This is a genomic window from Marinobacter metalliresistant (genome assembly GCF_038098645.1).
Lineage (GTDB): Bacteria > Pseudomonadota > Gammaproteobacteria > Pseudomonadales > Oleiphilaceae > Marinobacter > Marinobacter metalliresistant.
This window is the reverse complement of record NZ_CP101118.1, coordinates 980,164-1,002,922: the sequence shown is the minus strand read 5'-3', so window position 1 is coordinate 1,002,922 and position 22,759 is coordinate 980,164. Positions and strand designations below refer to the sequence as shown.

The 22,759-nt window shown below is 56.6% G+C and carries 17 protein-coding genes and 1 pseudogene; 13 read left to right on the top strand and 5 right to left on the bottom strand.

Going from position 1 to position 22,759, the window contains the following annotated elements; translation table 11 throughout:
• Positions 1-32: 32 nt before the first annotated feature.
• The 3 genes from edd (at position 33) to NLK58_RS04630 (ending at position 3,613) form a co-directional block, all read left to right on the top strand.
• Positions 33-1,853 carry a phosphogluconate dehydratase gene (gene edd / locus NLK58_RS04640; protein ID WP_341582170.1) on the top strand — a complete coding sequence of 607 codons (1,821 nt, stop codon included), beginning with the start codon at positions 33-35 and terminating at the stop codon, positions 1,851-1,853.
• A complete protein-coding gene (locus NLK58_RS04635) occupies positions 1,850-2,815 on the top strand; it encodes a glucokinase (RefSeq protein ID WP_341582169.1) in 966 nt (321 codons plus the stop codon). The genes edd and NLK58_RS04635 overlap by 4 nt, the downstream gene beginning before the upstream one ends.
• Before the next feature lie 174 nt (positions 2,816-2,989).
• On the top strand, positions 2,990-3,613 hold the full coding sequence (locus NLK58_RS04630; protein ID WP_341582168.1) for a uracil-DNA glycosylase family protein: 624 nt from the start codon (positions 2,990-2,992) through the stop codon (positions 3,611-3,613).
• 97 nt (positions 3,614-3,710) lie between these two features.
• Here the strand turns inward: NLK58_RS04630 and NLK58_RS04625 are convergent.
• Positions 3,711-4,325 (bottom strand): annotated as a pseudogene (locus NLK58_RS04625) (carbohydrate ABC transporter substrate-binding protein); the annotation flags it as partial.
• Between the two features lie 481 nt (positions 4,326-4,806).
• Here NLK58_RS04625 and NLK58_RS04620 point away from each other — a divergent pair.
• Positions 4,807-6,024 (top strand): porin, encoded by a 1,218-nt coding sequence (locus NLK58_RS04620; RefSeq protein ID WP_117617470.1) that lies wholly within the window; start codon positions 4,807-4,809, stop codon positions 6,022-6,024.
• 207 nt (positions 6,025-6,231) lie between these two features.
• Here the strand turns inward: NLK58_RS04620 and glpD are convergent, their stop codons facing one another.
• Positions 6,232-7,761, bottom strand: a complete 1,530-nt coding sequence (gene glpD, locus NLK58_RS04615; RefSeq protein ID WP_117617469.1) for a glycerol-3-phosphate dehydrogenase — start codon at positions 7,759-7,761, stop codon at positions 6,232-6,234.
• Between the two features lie 181 nt (positions 7,762-7,942).
• Positions 7,943-8,701, bottom strand: coding sequence for a DeoR/GlpR family transcriptional regulator (locus NLK58_RS04610; RefSeq protein WP_117617468.1), 759 nt, complete (start codon positions 8,699-8,701; stop codon positions 7,943-7,945).
• A 205-nt stretch (positions 8,702-8,906) separates the two neighbouring features.
• Here NLK58_RS04610 and glpK point away from each other — a divergent pair, with 205 nt between their 5' ends.
• Positions 8,907-10,379 carry a glycerol kinase GlpK gene (glpK, locus tag NLK58_RS04605; RefSeq protein ID WP_117617467.1) on the top strand — a complete coding sequence of 491 codons (1,473 nt, stop codon included), beginning with the start codon at positions 8,907-8,909 and terminating at the stop codon, positions 10,377-10,379.
• 28 nt (positions 10,380-10,407) lie between these two features.
• Here the strand turns inward: glpK and NLK58_RS04600 are convergent, their stop codons facing one another.
• Complete coding sequence (locus NLK58_RS04600; protein WP_117617466.1) at positions 10,408-12,288, bottom strand: sigma-54-dependent Fis family transcriptional regulator; 1,881 nt, start codon at positions 12,286-12,288, stop codon at positions 10,408-10,410.
• 331 nt (positions 12,289-12,619) lie between these two features.
• On the opposite strand from NLK58_RS04600, the gene NLK58_RS04595 reads away from it, so the two are divergent.
• The 8 genes from NLK58_RS04595 to tpiA all read left to right on the top strand — a co-directional run bounded on the left by NLK58_RS04595 (position 12,620) and on the right by tpiA (position 21,243).
• Positions 12,620-13,714 carry an ABC transporter ATP-binding protein gene (locus NLK58_RS04595; protein ID WP_117617465.1) on the top strand — a complete coding sequence of 365 codons (1,095 nt, stop codon included), beginning with the start codon at positions 12,620-12,622 and terminating at the stop codon, positions 13,712-13,714.
• Positions 13,714-14,814 (top strand): ABC transporter ATP-binding protein, encoded by a 1,101-nt coding sequence (locus tag NLK58_RS04590; RefSeq protein ID WP_117617464.1) that lies wholly within the window; start codon positions 13,714-13,716, stop codon positions 14,812-14,814. The genes NLK58_RS04595 and NLK58_RS04590 overlap by 1 nt, the downstream gene beginning before the upstream one ends.
• Positions 14,814-15,680 carry a carbohydrate ABC transporter permease gene (locus NLK58_RS04585; protein ID WP_117617463.1) on the top strand — a complete coding sequence of 289 codons (867 nt, stop codon included), beginning with the start codon at positions 14,814-14,816 and terminating at the stop codon, positions 15,678-15,680. Before NLK58_RS04590 ends, NLK58_RS04585 begins: the two co-directional genes overlap by 1 nt.
• A 10-nt stretch (positions 15,681-15,690) precedes the next feature.
• Complete coding sequence (locus tag NLK58_RS04580; protein ID WP_117617462.1) at positions 15,691-16,497, top strand: carbohydrate ABC transporter permease; 807 nt, start codon at positions 15,691-15,693, stop codon at positions 16,495-16,497.
• 13 nt (positions 16,498-16,510) lie between these two features.
• Positions 16,511-16,786, top strand: a complete 276-nt coding sequence (locus NLK58_RS04575) for a DUF2160 domain-containing protein (RefSeq protein ID WP_117617461.1) — start codon at positions 16,511-16,513, stop codon at positions 16,784-16,786.
• Positions 16,787-17,010: 224 nt separating this feature from the next.
• Entirely contained in the window at positions 17,011-18,753 is a 1,743-nt protein-coding gene (locus tag NLK58_RS04570; protein ID WP_117617460.1) for an ABC transporter substrate-binding protein, read from the top strand.
• Between the two features lie 359 nt (positions 18,754-19,112).
• Positions 19,113-20,414, top strand: coding sequence for a phosphopyruvate hydratase (eno, locus tag NLK58_RS04565; protein ID WP_117617459.1), 1,302 nt, complete (start codon positions 19,113-19,115; stop codon positions 20,412-20,414).
• A 22-nt stretch (positions 20,415-20,436) separates the two neighbouring features.
• Positions 20,437-21,243 carry a triose-phosphate isomerase gene (tpiA, locus tag NLK58_RS04560; RefSeq protein ID WP_117617458.1) on the top strand — a complete coding sequence of 269 codons (807 nt, stop codon included), beginning with the start codon at positions 20,437-20,439 and terminating at the stop codon, positions 21,241-21,243.
• 147 nt (positions 21,244-21,390) lie between these two features.
• Here the strand turns inward: tpiA and NLK58_RS04555 are convergent, their stop codons facing one another.
• On the bottom strand, positions 21,391-22,641 hold the full coding sequence (locus tag NLK58_RS04555; protein ID WP_117617457.1) for an ABC transporter substrate-binding protein: 1,251 nt from the start codon (positions 22,639-22,641) through the stop codon (positions 21,391-21,393).
• Between the last annotated feature and the right edge of the window lie 118 nt (positions 22,642-22,759).

Genomic DNA, 22,759 nt, shown 5'->3' with positions numbered 1-22,759 from the left:
ATACTCCAATAATTTATGCAATGGAGCCCAGCATGCACCCGACCGTCGACAAGGTTACACAGCGAATTATCGAGCGCAGTCGTGCCACCCGGCAGGACTATCTCAGCCGGATGAATGCATTGAAGGCACAGTCGCCGCACCGCAGCTCCCTGTCCTGCGGTAATCTGGCCCACGGCTTTGCGGCCTGTAACCAGGGCGATAAAGACGCACTGAAGTTCATGAACAGGGCCAACGTGGCCGTGGTGACGGCCTACAACGATATGCTTTCGGCCCACCAACCCTATGAAAGGTTCCCGGACCTGATCAGGGAAGCGGCCCGGGGCATGGGCTCGGTGGCCCAGGTTGCCGGTGGCACACCGGCCATGTGCGATGGCGTGACCCAGGGTCAGCCGGGCATGGAACTGAGCCTGTTTTCCCGGGACACCATCGCCATGAGCGCGGCTGTGGCGCTGAGCCACAATATGTTTGATGCGACCCTACTGCTGGGGATCTGCGACAAAATTGTTCCGGGCCTTCTCATAGGCTCTCTCAGCTTCGGTTACCTGCCCACCATCCTGGTTCCGGCAGGCCCGATGCCCTCGGGGCTGTCGAACAAGGAAAAGCAGCGGATCCGTCAGCTCTACGCCGAAGGAAAGGTTGGTAAGGAGGAGCTGCTTGAGGCGGAGAGCAAGTCCTATCACAGCCCTGGCACCTGTACGTTTTATGGCACCGCCAACAGCAACCAGTTGCTCGTGGAGGTCATGGGGCTGCACCTGCCCGGGGCGGCGTTCGTGAACCCGAACACGCCGCTGCGCGACCAGCTCACACGGGCGGCAACCGAGCAGGTGATCAAGCTGTCGAAGCCTCACGGCGGCGAGCACGGCCTGGGCGATATGGTCGACGAAAAGAGCATCGTCAACGCCCTGGTGGCGCTGCTGGTAACCGGTGGCTCCACCAACCACACCATCCACTGGATCGCGATTGCCCGGGCGGCGGGTATCGTTATCGACTGGAACGACTATGCTGAGCTTTCCTCGGTGGTTCCCTCCATGACCCGGATCTACCCCAACGGTCAGGAAGACGTGAACGCGTTTCACGAGGCCGGCGGAACCCCCTTCCTGATCAGGGAGTTGCTGAGCGGAGGCTACCTGCACAATGATGTGAACACGGTGGTCGGTTATGGATTGGAGCGCTACACAGAGATGCCGGAACTGGCGGATGACAAACTGATCTGGAAGCCGGCACCGGAAAAAAGCCTGCGTCCGGATGTCCTCAGCCCCGTGGCGGAGCCGTTCGCGCCGGATGGCGGGCTCCGGGTGCTCGATGGCAATCTGGGCCGGGGCGTGATCAAGGTATCAGCCGTTGCCCCCGAACACCGGAAGGTGGAAGCGCCGGCCGTGGTCTTTAATGACCAGAACGAACTCAAGGCGGCGTTTGAAGCCGGCGATCTGGACAGGGACTGCATTGTGATCGTGCGTTTCCAGGGCCCGAAGAGTAATGGCATGCCGGAGTTGCACAAACTCACGCCCTATCTCGGAGTGTTGCAGGACCGCGGATTCAGGGTTGGTCTGGTGACCGACGGCCGAATGTCGGGTGCTTCGGGCAAGGTGCCCGCGGCGATCCACGTCTATCCGGAAGCCCTGGATGGCGGGCCCCTGGCTAAGGTCAAAAATGGTGATCTGATCTGCCTGGATGCCGAAAGGGGCGTTCTTGCCATCCGGGTGGATGAACAGGACTTTGCCGGCCGCGAATCTGAAAAAGCGGACCTGACCGGGTATCATCATGGCTATGGTCGGGAGTTGTTTGGCTGGATGCGTCGTGCCGCCGGCAATCCCGAGGAAGGGGCCAGCTTTTTCTGGAATCATGAGGCATGACAGCAACACATTATTCACTGGTCGGTGATATCGGTGGCACCAATGCGCGTTTCGCCCTGGTAGAGCGGGGCAGCGTTCAGCCGTACGCTATCGAAATCCTGCCCTGCGGAGATTACAACAACCTTGATGACGCGGTACGCGATTACCTGGCCCGCGTGGGGGTCTCCGAAGTCGGGGAGGTCTGCCTGGCGGTGGCATCGCCGGTGCGTGGAACCCAGGTGCGGATGACCAACAATCACTGGCGCTTTGATACCGAAGAAATCCGGGAGCAGTTTGGCTGGTCGGCGTTCAAGGTGATCAACGATTTTACCGCCATGGCGCTTGGCGTTCCCCATGTTGCGGGTGATCAACTGGTTCATGTTTGTGGCGGTCCGGGTGACAGCCGTCGTCCCAGGCTTGTTATGGGGCCTGGAACCGGGCTCGGGGTTTCCGGGCTGGTGCCGATCAGGCAGGGTTGGGTGCCGTTGATGACAGAAGGCGGGCACGTGGATTTTGCGCCAACGGACGATACCGAAATGGCGGTTCTGCGTATCCTGAAGGCCCGCTTCGGGCGGGTTTCGGTAGAGCGGATTCTGTGTGGTCAGGGCCTGCTGAATCTGTATCAGGCCCATGCTGAAATACAGGGTGTGGCTGCGCCGCTGGATGCACCCGAGAAAATCACCGCAGCTGCTGTTGATAATGCCGATAACCTGGCTCGCCACACTCTGCGTCATTTCTGCGAGATTCTGGGCCGGGTTGCCGGCAATGGTGTCCTCACCCTCGGAAGTACCGGCGGCGTTTACCTGTGTGGTGGCATCTTGCCGAGATTCCTCGATTTCTTTCTGGAGAGTCCGTTCCGCAACGGCTTTGAGGACAAGGGCAGGATGCGGCCGCTGCTGGAATTCACGCCGGTTTACGTGGTAACGGAGCCCTACACCGGGCTGCTGGGAGCCGCCGAGGCGCTGGGCAATCCGGAGGTTTGATTCGGCATTGTCCGGCCTGATCGGAGAAAGCGTACCAGTTCGCTTCGATCAAAACGGTACTGGTGGTTGTACGGCGTTCATGGTGGGTCCTTTGGTACTTGTTGTGCAGGTCTTGTGGCCCTATCGTTACGGGAAATACCGGTTTATGCAATTGCCCTGATGAGGGGCCTCCCCATGAGTGACAATCTCTCACAACTTTCCTTTGATAATCTGGTGCGCCGGGTGAGGGCCTGTACGATTTGCCAAGAGGCCCTGCCTCACAAGCCGAGACCCGTGATCCAGATATCCGAATCGGCGCGCATCCTGGTGGTCGGTCAGGCGCCAGGGCGGCGCGTTCACGAAACCGGGCTGCCGTTCAACGACCCCAGCGGGGATCGGCTGCGGCAATGGATGGGTATTACCCGGGACACCTTCTACGACGAGCAGAAGCTCGCAATCCTGCCCATGGGCTTCTGCTATCCGGGAACCGGCAAGTCCGGGGACCTTCCCCCGCGGCCTGAATGCGCGCCCGCCTGGCGTGAGGCTCTTCTGGACCGTCTGCCGGACATCGGGTTGACTCTGGTCATCGGCCAATACGCCCATGCCTGGCATCTGGCCAACAGCCGGAAATCCGTAACCGCCAACGTTCAGCACTGGCGGGAGTATTGGCCCGGGGTTCTGCCCATGCCTCACCCCAGCCCACGAAACAACCTCTGGCTGCGTCGTAATCCCTGGTTCGAAAGCGAGGTCGTGCCCGAGCTGCAACGGCGGGTTGCCCGGCTTCTTGAGCCTGGGCCGGCCACCAGTCAGCTCCCTTGAGCTGCTCCTCTTCGGCCATCTTCGGGCCAAAATCGTGGGCAAGGAAATTGCGCTCAATGACCGACAGGGTTCTGTCCTGGGCGGCTGCAGGTTGTCCGGCGCTTGCTGGGGGGCGGCACCATTCCATGCGAATACCCCATTCATCAACCGGCAATCCGTTGGGAATTCCCCTGTCACCTGCGCCTGCCATGGAAAACCAGGCATTGGTGAAGCGCCATCCCAGGGACGGGTCCCGTTTGCCGTAGTCCATGTGGCCATAGACGCGCTCTCCATCGATCTCCTTCACGTGAGCGGTGAAGAACTCTGCAATGTCTTCGTGGGCAGACCAGTTTACGGGTACGCCAAGCTCGTAGCCGTAACGTTGCCGGAACTGTGCCCTCAATTCCGGCCGCTGAAATCAGTCGTAACGGAACCAGTACAGGTTGGCAAACTGCTGGTCGGGAAGCTGTTAGATCTTGCCATCCGGGCCGGTGATGAATTCCAGGCCGATGAAGTCTTCCAGTGCCAGGGTCGGCAGGGTGAACGCTTTCCCCGCGCCCTCCATGTAATCGCTGAGCGCCAGAACCCGCGCCTCGTAGTCGTTGGTAGGCAGTTGCTCGGAAAGAACCCAAATTCCCGTGCCCCTCAGATATGCCGCCGCGTGAGCGAACCAGGCCAGTTCTTCGGCCTGCTCATCCCTGGAAAGCGTCGAATCCGGAAAGTGGTCCCGGATCAGCGTTTGAATGAACATTTGTTTCTCATCGGGCAGCGAGTCGAACAGTGGGCCGGCATCTGCCGGCTGGCTCATCAGGAGCATCAGACTGGTTAGCAGTGGCAGTTTTTTCATGACCGTCTCTCGTTTTGTTGGTTTTCGTACAATTTGCGGTCATAGAATTCGTTAGCAAGTTCGTACACGAAAAAATATACAGGCATGATGTTTATTATTAAGCTATAAAAAACAATATAATAGGTTGTGTTTAAGGTTTTTTATCATTCCTGGGGCCGCCTAAACGAAAATTTTTTTCGATCATAAACTTTCCATTTGCGATTTTGGGCGCTAGATTTGTTCTGTTACGAACGTTTTGGTCTTAAAACGAAAAACCGTCAGTTCGATAACGCCGTTGGTCACCGGGCTCCGAACGAGTGTCCTGCCGCGGGCAGGTCTATGCGGATGGCTGACGATAGTCCAGCGCTAACAAAAACAGGAAGCTAACATGATCGAAAACAACAACGTTTTAATGTCGTTCAACAACCGTTCATTCCGGAAAGCCCCTCTGGCTGTCGCACTGTCGCTGCTGACAGCCGGCGTCGCCTCGCCGGCCTTTGCTGAGGTTTCTTTTGAGTCAGACAGTGGTTGGAAATTCGGTATCAATGGCCACATTCCGGTTTTCGCACTGATGAGCGATAACGATAATCTTGAAGAGGATGCCTTCCGGATTACCACCGGGTTCAACCCTGCGACCGCCCAGTTCAACGTGTATGCCCCCACTCAGTACGGTCTCAATGTGTCGGGTCACTTCCAACTGAACAGCCACTTGTCCGGGGCAGATGGGGTGCAGAATTCGGGGTTTGGCCGGGTGGATTTCGGGAGAGTGTCAGGTGTCGAAAGTCGTGTCGCGGAATTTGCGGTCTCCGGCGGTTTTGGCGTAGTTAATATTGGCAAGGGCTACGGCATTTTTGGGGTGCCGGCCATCGGTGATACTGGCAGTGCGAAAGGTATGGGGTTATTTGCTCCGAACAATGGCGATTCGACGGCGGGTAGAATTGGCAACGGCTATTTCTATGCCAACTTCAACCCACGCGTTATGTACACGTCGCCGACCATGAGCGGCCTTACCTTCAAGGTCGGTCTTTTTCAGCCGGAAAAACCTAAGTCGGGAGTCATTGATTTTCCGGGTGCTGCAGATCCCGCCGCCGCTGCGGAGGCTACCAATGCCTCGGTAGGAACGGAAAGCCCACGTATTGAAGCCAACGTTGTCTGGTCTGGCGACATGGTCACCCTCTGGTCCAGTGGTTTCAGTCAGTCCGTGAGTGTGAAGGACCCCGCGGTGGAAGATTTCACCATGACCGGTGTCGATTTTGGTGGCGCACTGTCCCTGGGTGATCTGGGCGTGCGGGCAAACTATGCGATGACTCAGGGCACCGGTAATTTTGTTGTGGGCGGCCATGGAGTTGTCGGAGGCTCCCAGGAAGAGGATGCGGACCAGTGGTATGTTGAGACCACCTACGACATTAACCGCACAACACTGGGCGCGAGCTACGGTGAAGGTTCGGATGACCTGTCGGACGAGGACACTGAACTGACCATGCTGTTTGCCCGCTACCGTGCGACCGACGCCTTAACTGTGATGGCTGAAATCCAGGACTACGCCAGCAGCACGCCCAACAGTGACTACAGCGCTTTTATTCTGGGTTCCCAGTTCACTTTCTGAACCAGCGACTAAGTGACCCCCGACGGAGCGGGGGTCAAAAGGCCGGTACTCCGGAAGGGGTGCCGGTCTTTATTTTGGCATGGAAACAGGCGGGCTCCTCCGGAGAGTCAAGTCCGATGTTTGGGTTCCGTGCAGGGGGCTTGCGAGTGGCCAAAAAAAGCGCCGGCCGGAGATCATCCGGCCGGGGCAAAGATGCCTGAGAGAACTTCAGGCGCTGTGGTGGAGAGAGGTCTTGCGAGTTTCGGGGATTGCGGTGTTCATGAGAAACCGGTCCAGGGCCTCAACGTCGCTGTCTGTTGCATAGAGACCTTGCTTGGTCCGGCGCCAGAGAATGTCTTCAGAGGTCAATGCCCACTCATTTTTCATCAAGTGAAGCACTTCCCTTTCATACAACGTGCCTGCGAAATGAAACCCCAGGTCTTCCATCGAGCCGCAATCCTTGAGGATGTCATAGGAGGTCATACCGTAAGTGCGAACATAGCGGCTGATGACCTTCTCCGAGAGCCATGGACAATCGTGACTGAGCTTCTGCTCAAGCGATGCATGGTTGTCAAAATCGCCACCGGGCAGCACCGCGGTCTTGGTCCACTTGCCTCCCGCCTCGGGAAAGAACTGGCACAGCTTGTCGGTTGCCGCTTCGGCCAGTTTTCGGTAAGTGGTAATCTTGCCCCCGAAAACCGAAATAATGGGAGCCTTGTTTTTTTCGCTGCTCACTTCAAAGGAGTAGTCCCGGGATGCCTTCTGCGCGTTTTCCTCCTCGCCGTCCATCAGCGGACGAACCCCTGAGTAGGACCAGACTACATCCGCCGGTTCAAGCTGGCGCTTGAAGTGGGAGTTCACTATGTTCAGCAGGTAGTCGGTTTCTTCTGGTGAGATTTTCGCTTTCTTCGGATCCCCTTCGTAATCCACGTCGGTGGTGCCCACCAGAGAGAACTCATCTTCGTAGGGAATCACGAAGACAATGCGCTCGTCTTCGTTTTGAAGGATGTAGGCTTCGGTGCCCCTGTTCAGTCTCGGTACCACGATATGACTGCCCTTGACCATACGAATTGATTTCGGCGCTGGCATGGAGAGGGTCTCGCCAAACAGTCTGCTCACCCAAGGGCCTGAGGCGTTCACGATTGCTCTGGCCGAAACCGTTGTTTCGGTTTCGTTGGTCATGTCACGGAGTGTCACCGTCCAGTCCTTCGCGTTACGTTCGGCTCTGACGCACTTGGTCCTGGTCATGATCCGCGCGCCGAATTGCTGGGCTTTTTTCGCAGTCAGTACCACCAGACGAGCGTCGTCGACCCAGCCATCGGAATACTCAAAGCCTTTGGTAATGTCGGGCTTCAGTGGATCGCTCTCAGTAAAGCGGATTGAACGGGATCCCGGCAGGATTTCCCGTTTTGCCAAATGGTCATAAAGAAACAGGCCGGTCCGGATCATCCAGGCAGGGCGAAGGTGAGGGCGGTGGGGCAGGCGGAAGCGCATGGGCCACATGATGTGTGGCGAATTGCGGAGCAGCGACTCTCGTTCGGCCAGGGCTTCCCTGACCAACCGGAATTCATAGTGCTCAAGATATCTGAGTCCACCGTGTATCAGCTTGCTGCTGCTGGAAGAGGTGGCGGATGCCAGATCGTTCATTTCACAAAGCAGGACTTTCAATCCCCGGCCTGCTGCATCCATGGCAATGCCGGTGCCGTTGACTCCGCCGCCAACGACAACAACATCAAACTGTTCGTGCTCCATAGTCATTGTTGGTCATCTCCTGACGCCAATGGAAAAGACGCTTTGTTGTCATGCGCACTTTTCAATGTTCAATATACGGTATAGAACTATTATGCGAAAGCTCGGGATATTCGTAAAGGAAAAATTAGAAAAAAAACGAAAATAAAGAGGCATTCACGTTTTCGATTGGGTGGTTAACCGAAAAGTCTCAGACGAGGTGAAGTTCGACGTTGTGCTCGCTAAGAAGCTGGCGGATTTCGACCGGAGGCTGCTGATTAGTAAACACGTGGTCCGCCTGGGTAATGCTACCGAGGCGAACCATGGCGTTGCGGCCAAACTTGGAGTGGTCAGCCGCGAGCAGAACCTGATTGGAGTTTTCGATAATGGCCTGGGCGACCCGGACTTCGCGGTAATCAAAATCCAGCAGCGAACCGTCGTTATGGATGCCGCTGATCCCAATGACGCCGAAATCCATCTTGAACTGATTGATGAAGTCGCGGGTGGCCTCGCCGACAATGCCGCCATCCCGGTTTCGAACCTCGCCCCCGGCAATGATCACGTGAAAATCCTCTTTTGCCGAGAGAATGGAAGCGACATGGAGGTTATTGGTGACAATCTGCAGATTGTTCTTTTCCAGCAGTGCCTTGGCGATGGTTTCGGTGGTGGTGCCAATGTTGATGAATATGGAGGAGTTGTCCGGAATCATCTCGACCAGCGCTTCGGCGATGCGCTCCTTGGCTTCCAGGTCCATGATCTTGCGAGCCTGGTACGCGGTGTTGACCGTGCTGGAGTCAATACCGGCGCCTCCGTGATGCCTGCGGAGCTTCTTCTGTTTCGCGAGTTCGTTCAGATCACGGCGGATGGTCTGGGGCGTTACCCTGAACTGGTCAACCAGCTGCTCGGTTGTCACGAAACCGTTCTGCTGGATCAGCTCCATGATCAGATCCTGTCGGCGACGCTGTGCCATTACTACCTCCTCCGCGTTGTCGTTTTTCTCATGCGAAATATTGTGCGTCCGGAAACATGTTTAAAGTTTAGTGGTTTTCAGGAGTTTATGCAGCTTTTTTAGAGAGTTGCCCATCACCAACGCGCGGATCCCGTGAAAACTGCTTGGCATTTATGTTCAAAAAGGGAAAAATACGAAAAAATAAGAACCTTAGGTGGAAAACAATATGAGTCAGTACATTCTTTCCATTGATCAGGGAACCACCAGTTCCCGGGCCATACTCTTTGACCTGCAAGGCAACATCCACGCTACCCGACAGCAGGAATTTCCGCAGCACTTCCCGGCCAGCGGCTGGGTGGAGCATGATCCCGGAGATATCTGGTCATCGGTCCAGCGTACCTGTGACGCCGTGATGGCCGAAGAGTGCGGGGAGGGGGGTGAAGTGGTCGCTGTGGGTATTACCAATCAGCGTGAAACTACCGTTCTTTGGGACCGCAAAACCGGTGAGCCGGTGTATAACGCAATCGTGTGGCAGGACAGACGAACGGCCTCCTACTGCGAGTCCCTGAAAAGCGAGGGCCTGGAACCCTGGGTAAGCAGCAAGACCGGCTTGCTGATCGATCCGTATTTTTCCGCCACCAAGATCCGCTGGATCCTGGAAAACGTTGCCGGTGTCCGGGAGCGCGCGGAGTGCGGCGAGCTGGCCTTTGGCACCATCGACAGCTTCCTGCTCTGGCGACTGACCGGTGGACGGGAACACAGGACCGACGCTACCAATGCCAGCCGGACTCTGTTGTTCAATATTCACACTCAGCAATGGGATTCCGAATTGCTGGAACTGTTCGGAATCCCTGAGGTTCTGTTGCCTGAAGTCATGGATTCAGCGGACCAGTTCGGGCAGATCACTGACGGTGGTGCTCTCAATGGCACCTCGGTGCTCGGTGTTGCAGGTGATCAGCAGGCGGCGTTGTTTGGCCAGACCTGTTTCCAGACCGGTATGGCCAAAAGCACCTATGGCACGGGCTGTTTTCTGATGCTGAACACGGGTGACAAGGCCCTTCAATCGGAACACCGGTTGCTTACCACGGTGGCCTACCGTGTGAATGGCAAGCCCACCTACGCACTGGAAGGGAGTATTTTCATTGCCGGGGCCACAATCCAGTGGTTGCGGGATGGCTTGCGGTTGATCCGCGATGCCTGCGAAACCGAGCCGCTTGCAGAGGGAACCCCCGTGGATCACGGTGTATACCTGGTGCCGGCGTTTACCGGACTGGGCGCGCCCTATTGGGACCCGAATGCCCGGGGGGCCATTTTCGGGTTGACTAGGGACACCGGCATCAAGGAAATCGTGACCGCCGGCCTCCAGTCTGTGTGCTACCAGACCAAGGACCTGCAAAAAGCCATGGAAAAGGATGGTATACGACCAGTCACGCTGCGTGTGGATGGCGGCATGGTGGCGAACAACTGGGTTTTGCAGTTCCTGGCGGATATTCTCGGCGCGCGGGTTGACCGCCCTTCACTGGTCGAGACCACGGCGCTGGGTGCTGCCTATCTGGCGGGCCTCGAGGCGGGAATCTACGGCTCTCTGGAGGAGTTGGCGGGGTTGTGGCGCTGTGACCGGAGCTTTGAGCCGGTGATGACAAAAGGGGATCGGGACCAGCTTTACGATGGCTGGATGACGGCGGTGCTGAAACTTTGACAGTAACTTTATAAAAAATCTGAGGGGGTCACCGGACCCCGAGTTCCCGCAGGCGCTTGTAGAGGGTATTCCGGCTGATGGCCAGCTCTCTGGCCGCCCGCGAAATGTTCCCCGTGTACTTGTGATAGACCTGCAGTGTTCTGGCAAACGTGTCGGTTACCTCCGTATCTGAATTGGTGGGTTCTGCCGGCGCCAGACCCTCCATGCTGGCCTCGTTGTTCACTGCCAAATCAAATTCCGCCAGGAAGTCCCCGGGCAAATGCCAAATCTGTATGTCTTCACCATCGGCGATAGCGATGGCCACTCTCAGCACGTTCACCAGCTGCCGGATATTGCCCGGCCATGGATGGTTTTCAAGGGCAGACAGCACTTTCGGCGATAGCTCTTCAGCCTGGCCCTGGTCTCTGTGCCGGCCATAGATATTTTGTATCAGAAGCCGTCGATCGGCCCGATTTCGGAGCGACGGGAGCTCTACACACAGTCCGTTGATACGGTAGTAGAGATCTGGCCGGAAATGGCCGCTGTCGATGCGTGAGTTGAGAGGGCGATTGGTCGCGGTCACCAGCAGGATATCGACCGGAACGCTCTCTGTAGAGCCGACAGGCGTGACAACCCGTTCCTGGAGTACCCGCAGCAGACGGGACTGCGCTGACAGGGGCATTTCACCAATTTCATCGAGAAACAGAATGCCCTTGTGGGCCTTTCGAATGAAGCCCAGGGAGCCCTGGGCCCGGGCTCCGGTAAAAGCACCTGCTTCGTAACCGAACAGCTCCGACTCCACCAGCTCCGGTGGAATGGCTGCGCAGTTCACGGCAACCAGGGGCTGGTCTTTTCGATGCGATGCCTGGTGCAGTGCCTTAACAAGGACCTCTTTCCCGACCCCGGTTTCGCCGGTGATCAGCACTGGTACGCCCCGCTCAAGCACCTTGAGGCTCTGGGTCGCGCACCGTTTCACCACCGAATCCCCGTGCTCCAGGTTGTCTATACCCGGCAGGCGGAGGTCTTGTCCGGTACCCCTGGTCCCGGCAGGGTCTGCCCGCTCAGGATTCCGTCTTGTCACAGACGGGCGCTTTAGCCGCGCGCTTAGCCGAACCCTGCTCCGCGTTGTCAGTTGCAGCGTCTCCTGTTCGGGATGGCCAAGAATATGGTTTCGATGGGTGGTGAACAGTTCATCAAGGCGCGCATCAACGGTCGGCATTCCCAGCAACTGGTCCGCCCTCTGGTTGCTGGCAATAATCCGGCCGGAGTCGTCACAGGCAAGGATGCCAGACCAGGGGCTGTCAAAATTGTCCGCGGTGGTATTGACCGTTATCTGGAAGTGATCCGGGCCAAACTGGCGACTGATAAGCCGATTTTCCACCGACTGTGAAAGCAGCCGCACCATGCCCAGAGTATGAGCCTGGGGCAGGTAAGCGTCGCTGAAGACACTCAAAACTCCGGTAATTTTCTTATGGGCGTCAAAAATCGGGGCGGCGGAGCCGATGATGCTGCGGTTAGCTTTAAGGAAATGTTCATTGCGCTTTATCTGAACCGGCGCGCCGATGGCAATCGCTGTCCCGATGGCGTTTGTTCCGCAGTTCCGTTCCTGCCAGTTGGCGCCCGTCTGGAGCCAGGGCTTGAGGCGTGTCTCGGTGATGCGTTCATCGCCCCAGCTGTTCAGAACGGTGGCATGTTGATCAGCAAGCAGAATCAGACAGCGACTGTTTGCGAGCACATTCCGGTAGTAGGGAAGTACCTCTGCCTCGGTCACTGACAGTAACTCGCCGTACAGGCGTTGTATTTCCTCCAGCCGGCCGGCCTCTGACTCAAGAGGGGCTGGCTCGTGTTCATGATCAAGGCCCCAGGCGATGCAACGGTTCCAGGAATCGGCAATCACGCTCCGATAATCGGAGTATTCGTTTTTTCTCATCAGTCCGCGCTCTCGTGTTCGTTTGTTGTTTTTGCCGCCACATCCTCCGGACAGCTGTTCAACTCCGAGCTGACAAGTGTTCAATCATCTGTGCAAAAGCTGTTCACGTCAATGTTCAATTTGCACAAAGTGTTGCTAAACGAACATTATAATTTTCGAATGAGAAATTATGGTTTAGTAAAATTAGTTGTAAAAACAGAAGGATAGGTAAATATACCTGGAGTAGCGTAAAAGCTGGTACAGGCTTTGCGTATTGAGATTCGAAATCGAATTTCCGGGGCTGACGATGCGGGCCCGGAATGCGTTTCCACAAGAACAAAAAGGAAGGCCTATGTCTTTAACACTGGAGAATCTCTCCCGTGTGGTTGACGGCGTCGACTACATCCGGGATGCGAACCTCACCTTTGAGGCGGGTTCTTTTAACGTTCTGCTCGGCCGGACACTCGCCGGAAAAACCTCTCTGATGCGACTGATGGCCGGGCTGGACAAGCCCGATACTGGCCGTTTGATCTACAACGGAAAGGACGTAACAGGGCAGAGCGTACAGGACCGCAATATCTCGATGATCTACCAGCAGTTCATCAACTACCCCAACCTGACTGTCTACGAAAATATCGCTTCGCCCCTGCGGTTGGCAAAAATGGCCGAGTCAAAAATTGATCGCCGGGTAAAGGAAACGGCGGCCATGCTCCAGATTGATCCGCTGTTGAAACGGTATCCCCTGGAGCTGTCCGGTGGTCAGCAGCAGCGCACGGCAATGGCCCGGGCGTTGGTAAAAGACGCCACCCTCGTTCTGTTCGATGAGCCTCTGGTAAACCTTGATTACAAGTTGCGCGAAGAACTCAGGGCCGAGTTACGGGAACTGTTCCGAGAGCGTCAGTGCATTGCTGTGTATGCAACCACGGAGGCGAACGAAGCGCTTGCGCTGGGGGGCACTACCACCCTGTTGCATGACGGCGGGGTTGTTCAGAACGGACCGGTGATGGACGTGTACCGGGCACCGGTGAACACCCTGGCCGCACAACTGTTCAGTGAACCCCCGATGAACATGATTCGCGGTCGGGTCACGGATACCGAGGTCACTTTTGACGAGTATTCGCACCACGCCCTGACCAAGGAGCTGCGCAGGCTCGAACCGGGTGATTACTGGTTCGGTATCAGGCCCAGCCATATCGGCCTGGTTCCGGCCAGCGATGACGATCTGGAAATGTCGATGGAAGTTGAACTCAGTGACATCAGTGGTTCTGAAACCTTCATGCATGTCGAGAACAGCCACTTTGAAATGGTGTTGCAGCTGATGGGCGTTCACCAATACCACACCGGTGCCCCCATCAAGGTTTACCTGCCGATCAATAAACTGTTCGTTTTCGATGACAACGAGCAACTGGTGCACACACCATCCCGGGCTTCACGAGGGTCGATCTGATGGCTGAAATTCAATTGAAATCACTCGCCCACAGTTATACCGATACGCCGCAGGGGCCGGATGATTATGCCATCCGGCAGTTGGACCATGTCTGGCACAAAGGCGGCGCCTACGCTCTGTTGGGGCCGTCGGGCTGTGGAAAAAGCACGATGCTGAACATCATCTCCGGGCTGGTGCAGCCTTCTGAGGGCGATGTTCTTTTCGATGGCAAGCGAGTCAACGAACTGTCTCCGCGAGACCGTAACATTGCACAGGTATTCCAGTTCCCGGTCATTTACGACTCTATGACAGTGTTCGATAACCTGGCGTTCCCTCTCAAGAACAACAAGGTGCCTGCCTCCAAGATCGCGGCCCGGGTTCATGAGATCGCGGAAGTTCTGGAAATCGGAGACAAGCTCTACAAAAAGGCCAGGAACCTCACGGCGGACGAGAAACAGAAGGTCTCCATGGGCCGTGGTCTGGTCCGCGAAGACGTATCCGCCATTCTGTTTGATGAGCCGCTCACGGTGATCGACCCCCAGCTAAAGTGGAAGCTGCGGCGCAAACTGAAGCAGATTCATGAGCAATTCGACATCACCATGGTGTATGTCACCCACGATCAGTTGGAAGCTTCCACCTTCGCTGACAAGATTGCGGTCATGTACGGCGGCCAGATTGTCCAGTTCGGCACCCCTACGGAGTTGTTCGAGCGGCCCAACCACACCTTTGTCGGGTTCTTCATCGGCAGCCCCGGTATGAATCTGATTGAAGTGCAGCGCTGCCCCAGCGGTGTCTGCTTTGGCAGTACGGTGGTGCCCCTGGAAAACGGCAAGGTGGAGGCGCTCAAACGCCTGAAAACCGACAACATCAAGGTTGGTATCCGCCCTGAGTTCGTTGAGATTTCCGGCCAGTCTTCCGATGACACCTACGAAGCCTGGGTTCTGGATATTGAGGACCTGGGTACCTACAAGATCGTTACCGTGCAGCTCGACCATGAGACCCTGAAAGTGCGCCAGAGTGAGGATTTCGAGGCTGACATCGGCGCCCGCGTGCACCTTTCCTTCCCTAGCCAGTGGCTGATGCTCTACGTGGATGAGTTTCTGATCAAGGAGCAAGACTAATGGTTAAGACACCTAACAACCGCGCCTGGTGGCTGGTGCTGCCGGTCTTCCTGCTGGTGGCTTTTTCGGCCCTGATTCCTTTGATGACCGTTGTGAACTACTCGGTTCAGGATATCTTCGGGCCTGGCAGTGCCTACTACGTTGGTACCGAATGGTTCGAAATCATTCTGCATGACCAGCGGCTTCAGGAGTCACTCCTGCGACAGTTCATCTTTTCCGGCGCCGTGCTGCTGATCCAGATTCCGCTCGGCATCGGGGTTGCCCTGATGATGCCGAAATCGGGTATCAAGGCGTCCCTGGCCCTGATATTACTGGCCATTCCCCTCCTGATTCCCTGGAACGTGGTTGGCACGATCTGGCAGATCTTTGGTCGCGGCGATATCGGCCTGTTCGGCTGGGCCCTGAACGCCCTTGGGTTTGACTACAATTACACCGGCGACACCCTGGACGCCTGGCTTACGGTGCTTTTGATGGACGTCTGGCACTGGACGCCACTGGTGGCCCTGCTGTGTTATTCCGGGCTGCGGGCCATACCGGAAGCCTTCTACCAGGCGGCGGAAATTGACCGTGCTTCCAAGTGGGCCGTATTCCGGTACATCCAGCTGCCCCGCCTGAAGAATGTTCTGATCATTGCGGTGCTGTTGCGTTTCATGGACAGCTTCATGATTTACACCGAGCCTTTCGTGCTGACTGGCGGTGGCCCCGGAAGCTCAACCACCTTCCTGAGTCAGACGTTGACCACCATGGCCATCGGCCAGTTCGACCTGGGCCGGGCGGCAGCCTTCTCCCTGATCTACTTCCTGATCGTGCTGCTGATCTCATGGCTGTTTTTTACCGCCATCACCGCCGCCGACAAAGAAAAATAAGGAGACTGTGATGAAACAGACACGTTCCAAGAATGTCGGAATCACGATTTTTATCGTGATCCTGCTGACTCCGATCTACTGGTTGCTGAACATGTCCTTCAAGACCAACCAGGAAATCCTCAGTGGCCTGACACTCTGGCCGGAGAATTTCACGTTTGCGAACTACGCCGTCATCTTTACCGATCCGAGTTGGTACAACGGTTACATCAATTCGATGATCTACGTTTCCATGAACGTGGTCATCACCCTGTTGGTGGCTCTGCCTGCCGCATACGCGTTCAGCCGGTACAAGTTCGTGGGCGACAAGCACCTGTTCTTCTGGCTGCTGAGTAACCGGATGGCTCCGCCAGCGGTTTTCCTGCTGCCATTCTTTCAGCTCTATTCCTCCATCGGCCTGTTTGACACCCATATCGCCGTGGCGCTGGCTCACTGCCTGTTCAATGTGCCGCTGGCGGTCTGGATCCTGGAAGGTTTCATGTCCGGGGTGCCTCGTGAATACGACGAGATGGCCTACATTGATGGCTACAGTTTCCCCCGGTTCTTCGTGAAGATATTTCTACCGATGATCCGCTCCGGCATTGGGGTAACGGCGTTCTTTGCCTTCATGTTTTCCTGGGTGGAACTGTTGCTGGCCCGAACGCTGACCTCTGTTGATGCCCAACCGATCGGGGCGATCATGACCCGGACCGTGGGGGCCAGTGGTATCGACTGGGGCGTGCTGGCCGCCGCCGGTGTGCTTACAATTCTTCCCGGGATCCTGGTTATCTGGTTCGTTCGCAACCATGTAGCCACCGGGTTCGCCCTCGGACGCGTTTAACAGGAGAACGAACATGCTTGCGTGGATGAACTGGACACCGTCCGTGGCGATTTTCTTCGCTGTGATTGCAACGATTCTTGCGATTATGACCGTTTACGAAATTGTTTCACCCTGCGTGGAACGGAAGGGGTTCCTTCCGATCTCGACCACCCGTGGGGACCGGCTTTTTATCGGGCTGCTTTCCGCCGCGTATATCCATCTGACCTTCCTGGCAGTCAGTGACATCACGCTCTGGATCGCGCTGGCGGTTTCCGTGATCTGGCTTCTGGTGCTGCTGCGCTGGGGCTGAATGGAAGCTGTGCCCGGGTGTTGTGTTAAACCGAACATCCGGGCGCAAATTACGACGAGAAAAGGCTTGTAAATATTTCGAAAACGAACTATTTTCTTAAGTATGATCGGAATCGATCATTGATTGGTTCCGGCTTCAACGGATAGCGACTCAAAAGCGCTATGCAACCGGAACGGAGCACCCGGTGATTCGTTCTACTCAAAACAAGACGAACGAGGTTGGATATGTTCAAGAACAATAAATATCCTGGAACCCTGCTTCTGAGCGCCGCCATCGGTGCTGTAGGGCTGGGTTTGAGCCTGCAGGTCAGCGCTGATCAGTATACTGATGCGGCTGAGAAGTGGGTGAATCAGGATTTCAAGCGGTCAACCCTGACCAAAGAACAGCAAATGGAAGAAATGAAGTGGTTTATCGAAGCTGCGAAGGAATTCCGTGGCATGGATATCAACGTTGTTTCAGAAACCATTGCCACCCACGAATATGAATCCAACGTTCTGGCCAAAGCCTTCTCCGAAATTACCGGCATCAATCTGACCCACACGCTGATTCAGGAAGGCGATGTTATCGAGAAGTTGCAGACCCAGATGCAGTCAGGCCGGAATATCTACGACGGCTGGGTTAACGACTCAGACCTGATCGGTACGCATTTCCGGTACGGTAAGGTGTTCCCGGTTGATGACATCATAAACGGTGAAGGCAAGGACCTGACCCTGCCGACGTTGGATCTTGAAGACTTCATTGGTCTGGATTTCACCACTGGCCCCGATGGCAAGCTCTATCAGTTGCCGGACCAGCAGTTTGCCAACCTGTACTGGTTCCGTGCGGACTGGTTCGAGCGTGAGGACCTGAAGAAGCAGTTCAAGGATATTTACGGTTATGAACTGGGTGTGCCGGTGAACTGGTCCGCCTATGAAGACATTGCCGAGTTCTTCTCGGTCCATGTGAAAGAGATTGATGGCAAGCGCGTATACGGTCACATGGATTATGGCAAGAAAGATCCGTCCCTGGGCTGGCGCTTTACGGATGCCTGGTTCTCCATGGCGGGAGCCGGTGACAAGGGGCTGCCGAATGGTCTGCCGGTAGACGAGTGGGGTATTCGCGTTGACGAATGTCACCCGGTTGGGGCGAGCGTCAGCCGCGGTGGCGCCACCAACGGCCCGGCGGCCGTATACGCAACCACCAAGTATGTTGACTGGCTGGAGGAGTACGCGCCGCCAGAGGCTCAGGGTATGACCTTCTCGGAGGCGGGTCCGGTACCGGCGCAGGGCAATATTGCCCAGCAGATTTTCTGGTACACTGCGTTCACCGCGAGCATGATCAAAGACGGCCTGCCGGTGGTTAATGAGGATGGCACTCCCAAGTGGCGTATGGCACCGTCTCCACGCGGACCCTACTGGGAAGAAGGCATGAAGCTGGGTTACCAGGACGTAGGTTCCTGGACCTTCATGAAGTCTACTCCGCAGAAGCGTCGCCTCGCCGCCTGGCTGTATGCACAGTTCACCGTGGCCAAGACCGTTTCACTGGAAAAAACCATCGCGGGCCTGACTCCGATCCGTGAGTCCGATATCGAGTCTGAAGCTATGACGGAGATGGCACCGAAACTGGGTGGTCTGGTGGAATTCTACCGTAGCCCGGCCCGTGTCCAGTGGTCACCAACCGGCACCAACGTACCGGACTATCCCAAGCTGGCTCAGCTCTGGTGGCAATATATTGCCCAGGCAGCCAGTGGTGAAGCGACTCCGCAGGAAGCTCTCGACGGCCTCGCTGAAGCTCAGGATCGAGTGATGGAGCGTCTTGAGCGCGCCAATGTAATGCCGACTTGCGGTCCCAGGCTGAACGAACCCCGCGATCCGCAGTACTGGCTGGATCAGCCAGGTGCGCCCAAGCCCAAGCTGGCAAACGAGAAGCCGCAGGGCCAGACCGTTGCCTATGACGAACTGCTGAAAACCTGGGAAGAGGCTCGCTAAGGTGGGCTGATTCCTGAAGAGCAATGCCTGCCGCAACAGGACCCTTCAGTTGCGGCAGGCAGAGCACCGTTGTCACTGTGGGTTTTGGCCGGTTGCTTATAGTTCCCCCCTTTCAGGCATTTCAAGGTAACCCCTCCCGGGGTGAGCCCTGCCGGCCCTTTTTCTACCGTTTGGCCCGCGCTTTCGGGTCCACTGACCAAATCTGTTACGGGCTAACTTTCGTTTCCATATCAAATTTGTCTGATCGACCGGTTGTTTTCGATTGATGATGTTCGTTTACGAATATTAATATAGTGTTTATGTTCGTTATCCAAAAAAATATAATTCGCAAACAACAATGATGTAACAGGAACGACGCTATGGAACACATAAAAACAGTCACGGCCCGGGAGATTCTGGATTCCCGGGGATTCCCCACAGTGGAAGTGGACGTTGAACTCCGTAACGGCGTAGTCGGGCAGAGCCGGGTGCCTTCCGGGGCGTCGACGGGAACCCGGGAAGCGCTGGAAAAGCGCGATGGTGACAACAACCGCTATACCGGCAAGGGTGTCCTGCAGGCGGTCCGGTCTGTTAACGAACGCATTGCACCAGCTCTGGAGGGACGCGTGGTGTTTGACCAGATGGTAATGGACCGGCTCATGTGCGAGATGGATGGTACTCCCAACAAGGCGGAATTTGGCGCCAATGCCATTCTCGCTGTCTCGCTGGCCATGGCCAATGCAGGTGCCAATTACCGGCAACAGCCTCTGTACCGGTATCTTGCCGAGTTATACGGCTGCAGCGGCCCCAGCATCCTGCCTGTGCCCATGATGAACATCATCAACGGCGGCGCCCACGCCGACAACAACGTGGATATTCAGGAATTCATGATCCAGCCAGTGGGCGCGCCCAGCTACAGCGAGGCGCTTCGCATGGGAGTGGAGACCTTCCATGCCCTGAAGTCCCTGCTCCGAAAAAAAGGCCTGTCCACGGCCGTGGGTGATGAGGGCGGCTTCGCACCCGATCTGCGTTCCGGCGAGGAAGCTCTGGACCTTATCCTGGCCGCTGTCGAAAAGGCGGGATACCAGCCAGGAACCGATGTTGTCCTTGCTCTGGATTGCGCCGCTTCCGAATTCTATGAACGTGGCCGTTACAACCTGAAGGGCGCCAGCAAACAGTTTAGCTCCGATGAGTTCTCCGACTACCTCCTCGACCTGGCCATGAAATACCCGATCGCCTCAATCGAGGATGGCATGGATGAAAACGACTGGGACGGCTGGAAACTGCTGACCGAAAAACTCGGTGAACGTGTTCAGCTGGTGGGCGATGACCTGTTCGTGACCAATACCGCGATCATCACCGAGGGCATCCGCAAGGGCATTGCCAACTCGGTGCTGATCAAGTTCAACCAGATAGGAACCCTGACCGAAACCCTGGACGCCATCGGTATGGCTCAGGATGCCGGGTATACCACGGTGATTTCCCACCGCAGCGGTGAAACCGAAGACACCTTCATCGCGGACCTGGCCGTGGCAACGCGATCGGGCCAGATCAAAACCGGCTCGCTTTGCCGATCAGACCGGGTCGCCAAGTACAACCGTCTGCTGCGCATTGAACAGGATCTGGGCGCTCACGCCTTTTATCCCGGTGTTGGTGCTATCCGCTGTGCCCTCGACACCTGAACCGCTTTTTGGGAGAAACATCATGAGAAAACCGATTCTGATCGGAAACTGGAAGATGAACGGCAGCCTTCAGGCCAACCAGGCCCTGATGGTGCGGGTACTGCCGCGCCTGAGGAAGTTTCGTAAGTCGATTGATCTGGCGGTGTGTCCCCCTTATCCCTACCTGTTCCAGGTCCGGGATCTGCTGGGTTACACCGGCATCATGCTCGGAGCCCAGAACGCCTCCGGGTTTGTCTCCGGAGCCTACACGGGGGAAGTCAGCGCCACCATGCTCCAGGAAATGGGGTGCCGCTATGTGCTGGTGGGTCACTCCGAACGCCGGTTGCTGTTTGGCGAAAGCAACCAGGAAGTCGCCGCCCGCTACCGATCAGTCCTCGGCGCCGGGGTCGCTCCGGTGTTGTGCGTGGGCGAAACCCTGGAAGATCGGGAGTCAAACCGCACCGGTCTGATTATCGAGCAGCAGCTCCAGGCGGTCATTGGCGAGGTGGGGCTGGCGGCCATGGCTAACGGAATTATCGCCTATGAACCGGTCTGGGCCATCGGTACGGGCAAAACCGCAACGCCGGAGCAGGTGTCCAGGGTACATCAGCAAATCCGGCAATTCATAGCTAACAATGCACCAGAGGCGTCCGATGACATCAGCCAGGAACTGCGGGTGATTTACGGAGGTAGCGTCAAAAGTGCAAACGCCTTTGAACTGTTCAGCCTTGCCGATGTGGATGGAGGGCTGATTGGCGGGGCCTCCCTGCACGCGGACGAATTCGGAACTATCGCCGGTGCGCTGGCTGAGGCTTCCGGCATTCTGGCAGGCGAATGCGATACTAATTGATGGAGAAAGAAATGCAGCCAACACGCTGGATGCCGAGAGAGAGTTTTCCCGGGGAGAATGCCGTGTCTGAGCAGTTTTGTAACGGCGGCGTCGTTCAAAGATCCTGACAACGGACTACCTGTTCTGATAGTCCGCTCAGGATGAAGCTCAGAGCCGGGGGGGCTTGCCAGCCTCCCGCCGGCGCTCCTCCCATTCCTCCCTTGTCTGGGCCGCCTGATCGCCGGGCATGGAATCGATGATGCTGAAATAGTCGGAACTGTACTCGTCCTCCACGACGGTGTTTCTTGGTTTTACCTTGACCACATACACCGTCTGAACGTTCTGGTGGTCAAACTCCCGCCAGTACTGTTCGTCTTTCAGGAAGGTGTACCGATGTCCCTCCAGGGCCTTTATGATTGCGCCGGTATCGGTGGTACCTGCCCGCTCGACGGCGTCCTTGTACTGGTAAACGATGCTGTAGGCAGACGCTGCTGCGGTTGACGGGCGCATCTCGTAGTGCCTGGAGAAGGCTTCGACAAATTCCTTGCCGCGGGGGTGGTTCAGTTCGTAGGGCGCATTCCAGACCCAGGGCGATCCCCCTACAACTCCTTCCATGATGGTGGGGCCGACCTGCTTTGCCATGCCGAGGGTCAGGTTGGGTACGACGACCTGCATTTTGCTGGTGAGCCCCATTTCATAGGCGACGTTCAGTGCCCGCACCATGTCGTTGCCGAACAGTACCATCATCAGAACCTTGGCATTGCTTGCCTCCGCCTGTTCCAAAGCCTCACGGAAGTCGGTAATCAGGGCCCGTGGGAACGGAGTTTTAACACCCTTGTGGCGTGCGGTGTCTTCGGTGCCAGAGAACTTCCGGACCGATTCTTCCACCGACCAGCCCCAGGTGTAGTCGGCGGTGATGTAGAAATAATCGTCGTTCTGATGGTTGGTTTTCAGGTAATGGCTCAGGGCCCTGGCTGTCATCCAGGCGTTGTAGGGTTCCCGGAACATGTGGGAATGGCCTTCAGCGCCGGTGGTCGCGTTCGAGTATGTGAGGGTGCCGAAGTAGATCCGGTTACGATCCCGGGCCGCTTTGCCCGAGGCGATGGCTACCGCGCTGGAGACACCGCCGAATACCATCTGGACGCCCTCACGGTCAATTAATTCTGCGGTGTTTTTGGCACCCCGGCCAGGTTCCCCCCGGGTGTTTCGGATCACCAGCTCCAGTTGCCGGCCCATAACGCCACCGGCCTTGTTGATCTCGTCAACAGCCAGAAAGGCGCCAAGACGCTGTTGCAGCCCCTGGTCTTTGTAACGGCCGGTCTGCGGGTAATTCAGCCCGATTTTCAGGGTTTCGGCATAGACGGTGGTACTTGCCAGCAATAGCAGGCAAGCAGAAAAGAGTACTTTTCTGACATTCATTCAGGTTGGCCTCCAGAATTGCAGCGCCACTGGGGGAGCAGACTGCAATCATTTTTTTGATTATTTGTTAAGCACAGTGCCCCGCGGCAGATTAAAGAATTGGCCGGGCGGTACATCA

Coding starts and splice junctions, on each gene's coding strand:
- NLK58_RS04570 (WP_117617460.1), top strand. CDS start 17,011: ATGTTCAAGAACAATAAATATCCTGGAACCCTGCTTCTGAGCGCCGCC.
- NLK58_RS04585 (WP_117617463.1), top strand. CDS start 14,814: ATGGTTAAGACACCTAACAACCGCGCCTGGTGGCTGGTGCTGCCGGTC.
- glpD (WP_117617469.1), bottom strand. CDS start 7,761: ATGACTATGGAGCACGAACAGTTTGATGTTGTTGTCGTTGGCGGCGGA.
- NLK58_RS04590 (WP_117617464.1), top strand. CDS start 13,714: ATGGCTGAAATTCAATTGAAATCACTCGCCCACAGTTATACCGATACG.
- glpK (WP_117617467.1), top strand. CDS start 8,907: ATGAGTCAGTACATTCTTTCCATTGATCAGGGAACCACCAGTTCCCGG.
- NLK58_RS04610 (WP_117617468.1), bottom strand. CDS start 8,701: ATGGCACAGCGTCGCCGACAGGATCTGATCATGGAGCTGATCCAGCAG.
- NLK58_RS04620 (WP_117617470.1), top strand. CDS start 4,807: ATGATCGAAAACAACAACGTTTTAATGTCGTTCAACAACCGTTCATTC.
- NLK58_RS04555 (WP_117617457.1), bottom strand. CDS start 22,641: ATGAATGTCAGAAAAGTACTCTTTTCTGCTTGCCTGCTATTGCTGGCA.
- NLK58_RS04635 (WP_341582169.1), top strand. CDS start 1,850: ATGACAGCAACACATTATTCACTGGTCGGTGATATCGGTGGCACCAAT.
- edd (WP_341582170.1), top strand. CDS start 33: ATGCACCCGACCGTCGACAAGGTTACACAGCGAATTATCGAGCGCAGT.
- eno (WP_117617459.1), top strand. CDS start 19,113: ATGGAACACATAAAAACAGTCACGGCCCGGGAGATTCTGGATTCCCGG.
- NLK58_RS04630 (WP_341582168.1), top strand. CDS start 2,990: ATGAGTGACAATCTCTCACAACTTTCCTTTGATAATCTGGTGCGCCGG.
- tpiA (WP_117617458.1), top strand. CDS start 20,437: ATGAGAAAACCGATTCTGATCGGAAACTGGAAGATGAACGGCAGCCTT.
- NLK58_RS04600 (WP_117617466.1), bottom strand. CDS start 12,288: ATGAGAAAAAACGAATACTCCGATTATCGGAGCGTGATTGCCGATTCC.
- NLK58_RS04580 (WP_117617462.1), top strand. CDS start 15,691: ATGAAACAGACACGTTCCAAGAATGTCGGAATCACGATTTTTATCGTG.
- NLK58_RS04575 (WP_117617461.1), top strand. CDS start 16,511: ATGCTTGCGTGGATGAACTGGACACCGTCCGTGGCGATTTTCTTCGCT.
- NLK58_RS04595 (WP_117617465.1), top strand. CDS start 12,620: ATGTCTTTAACACTGGAGAATCTCTCCCGTGTGGTTGACGGCGTCGAC.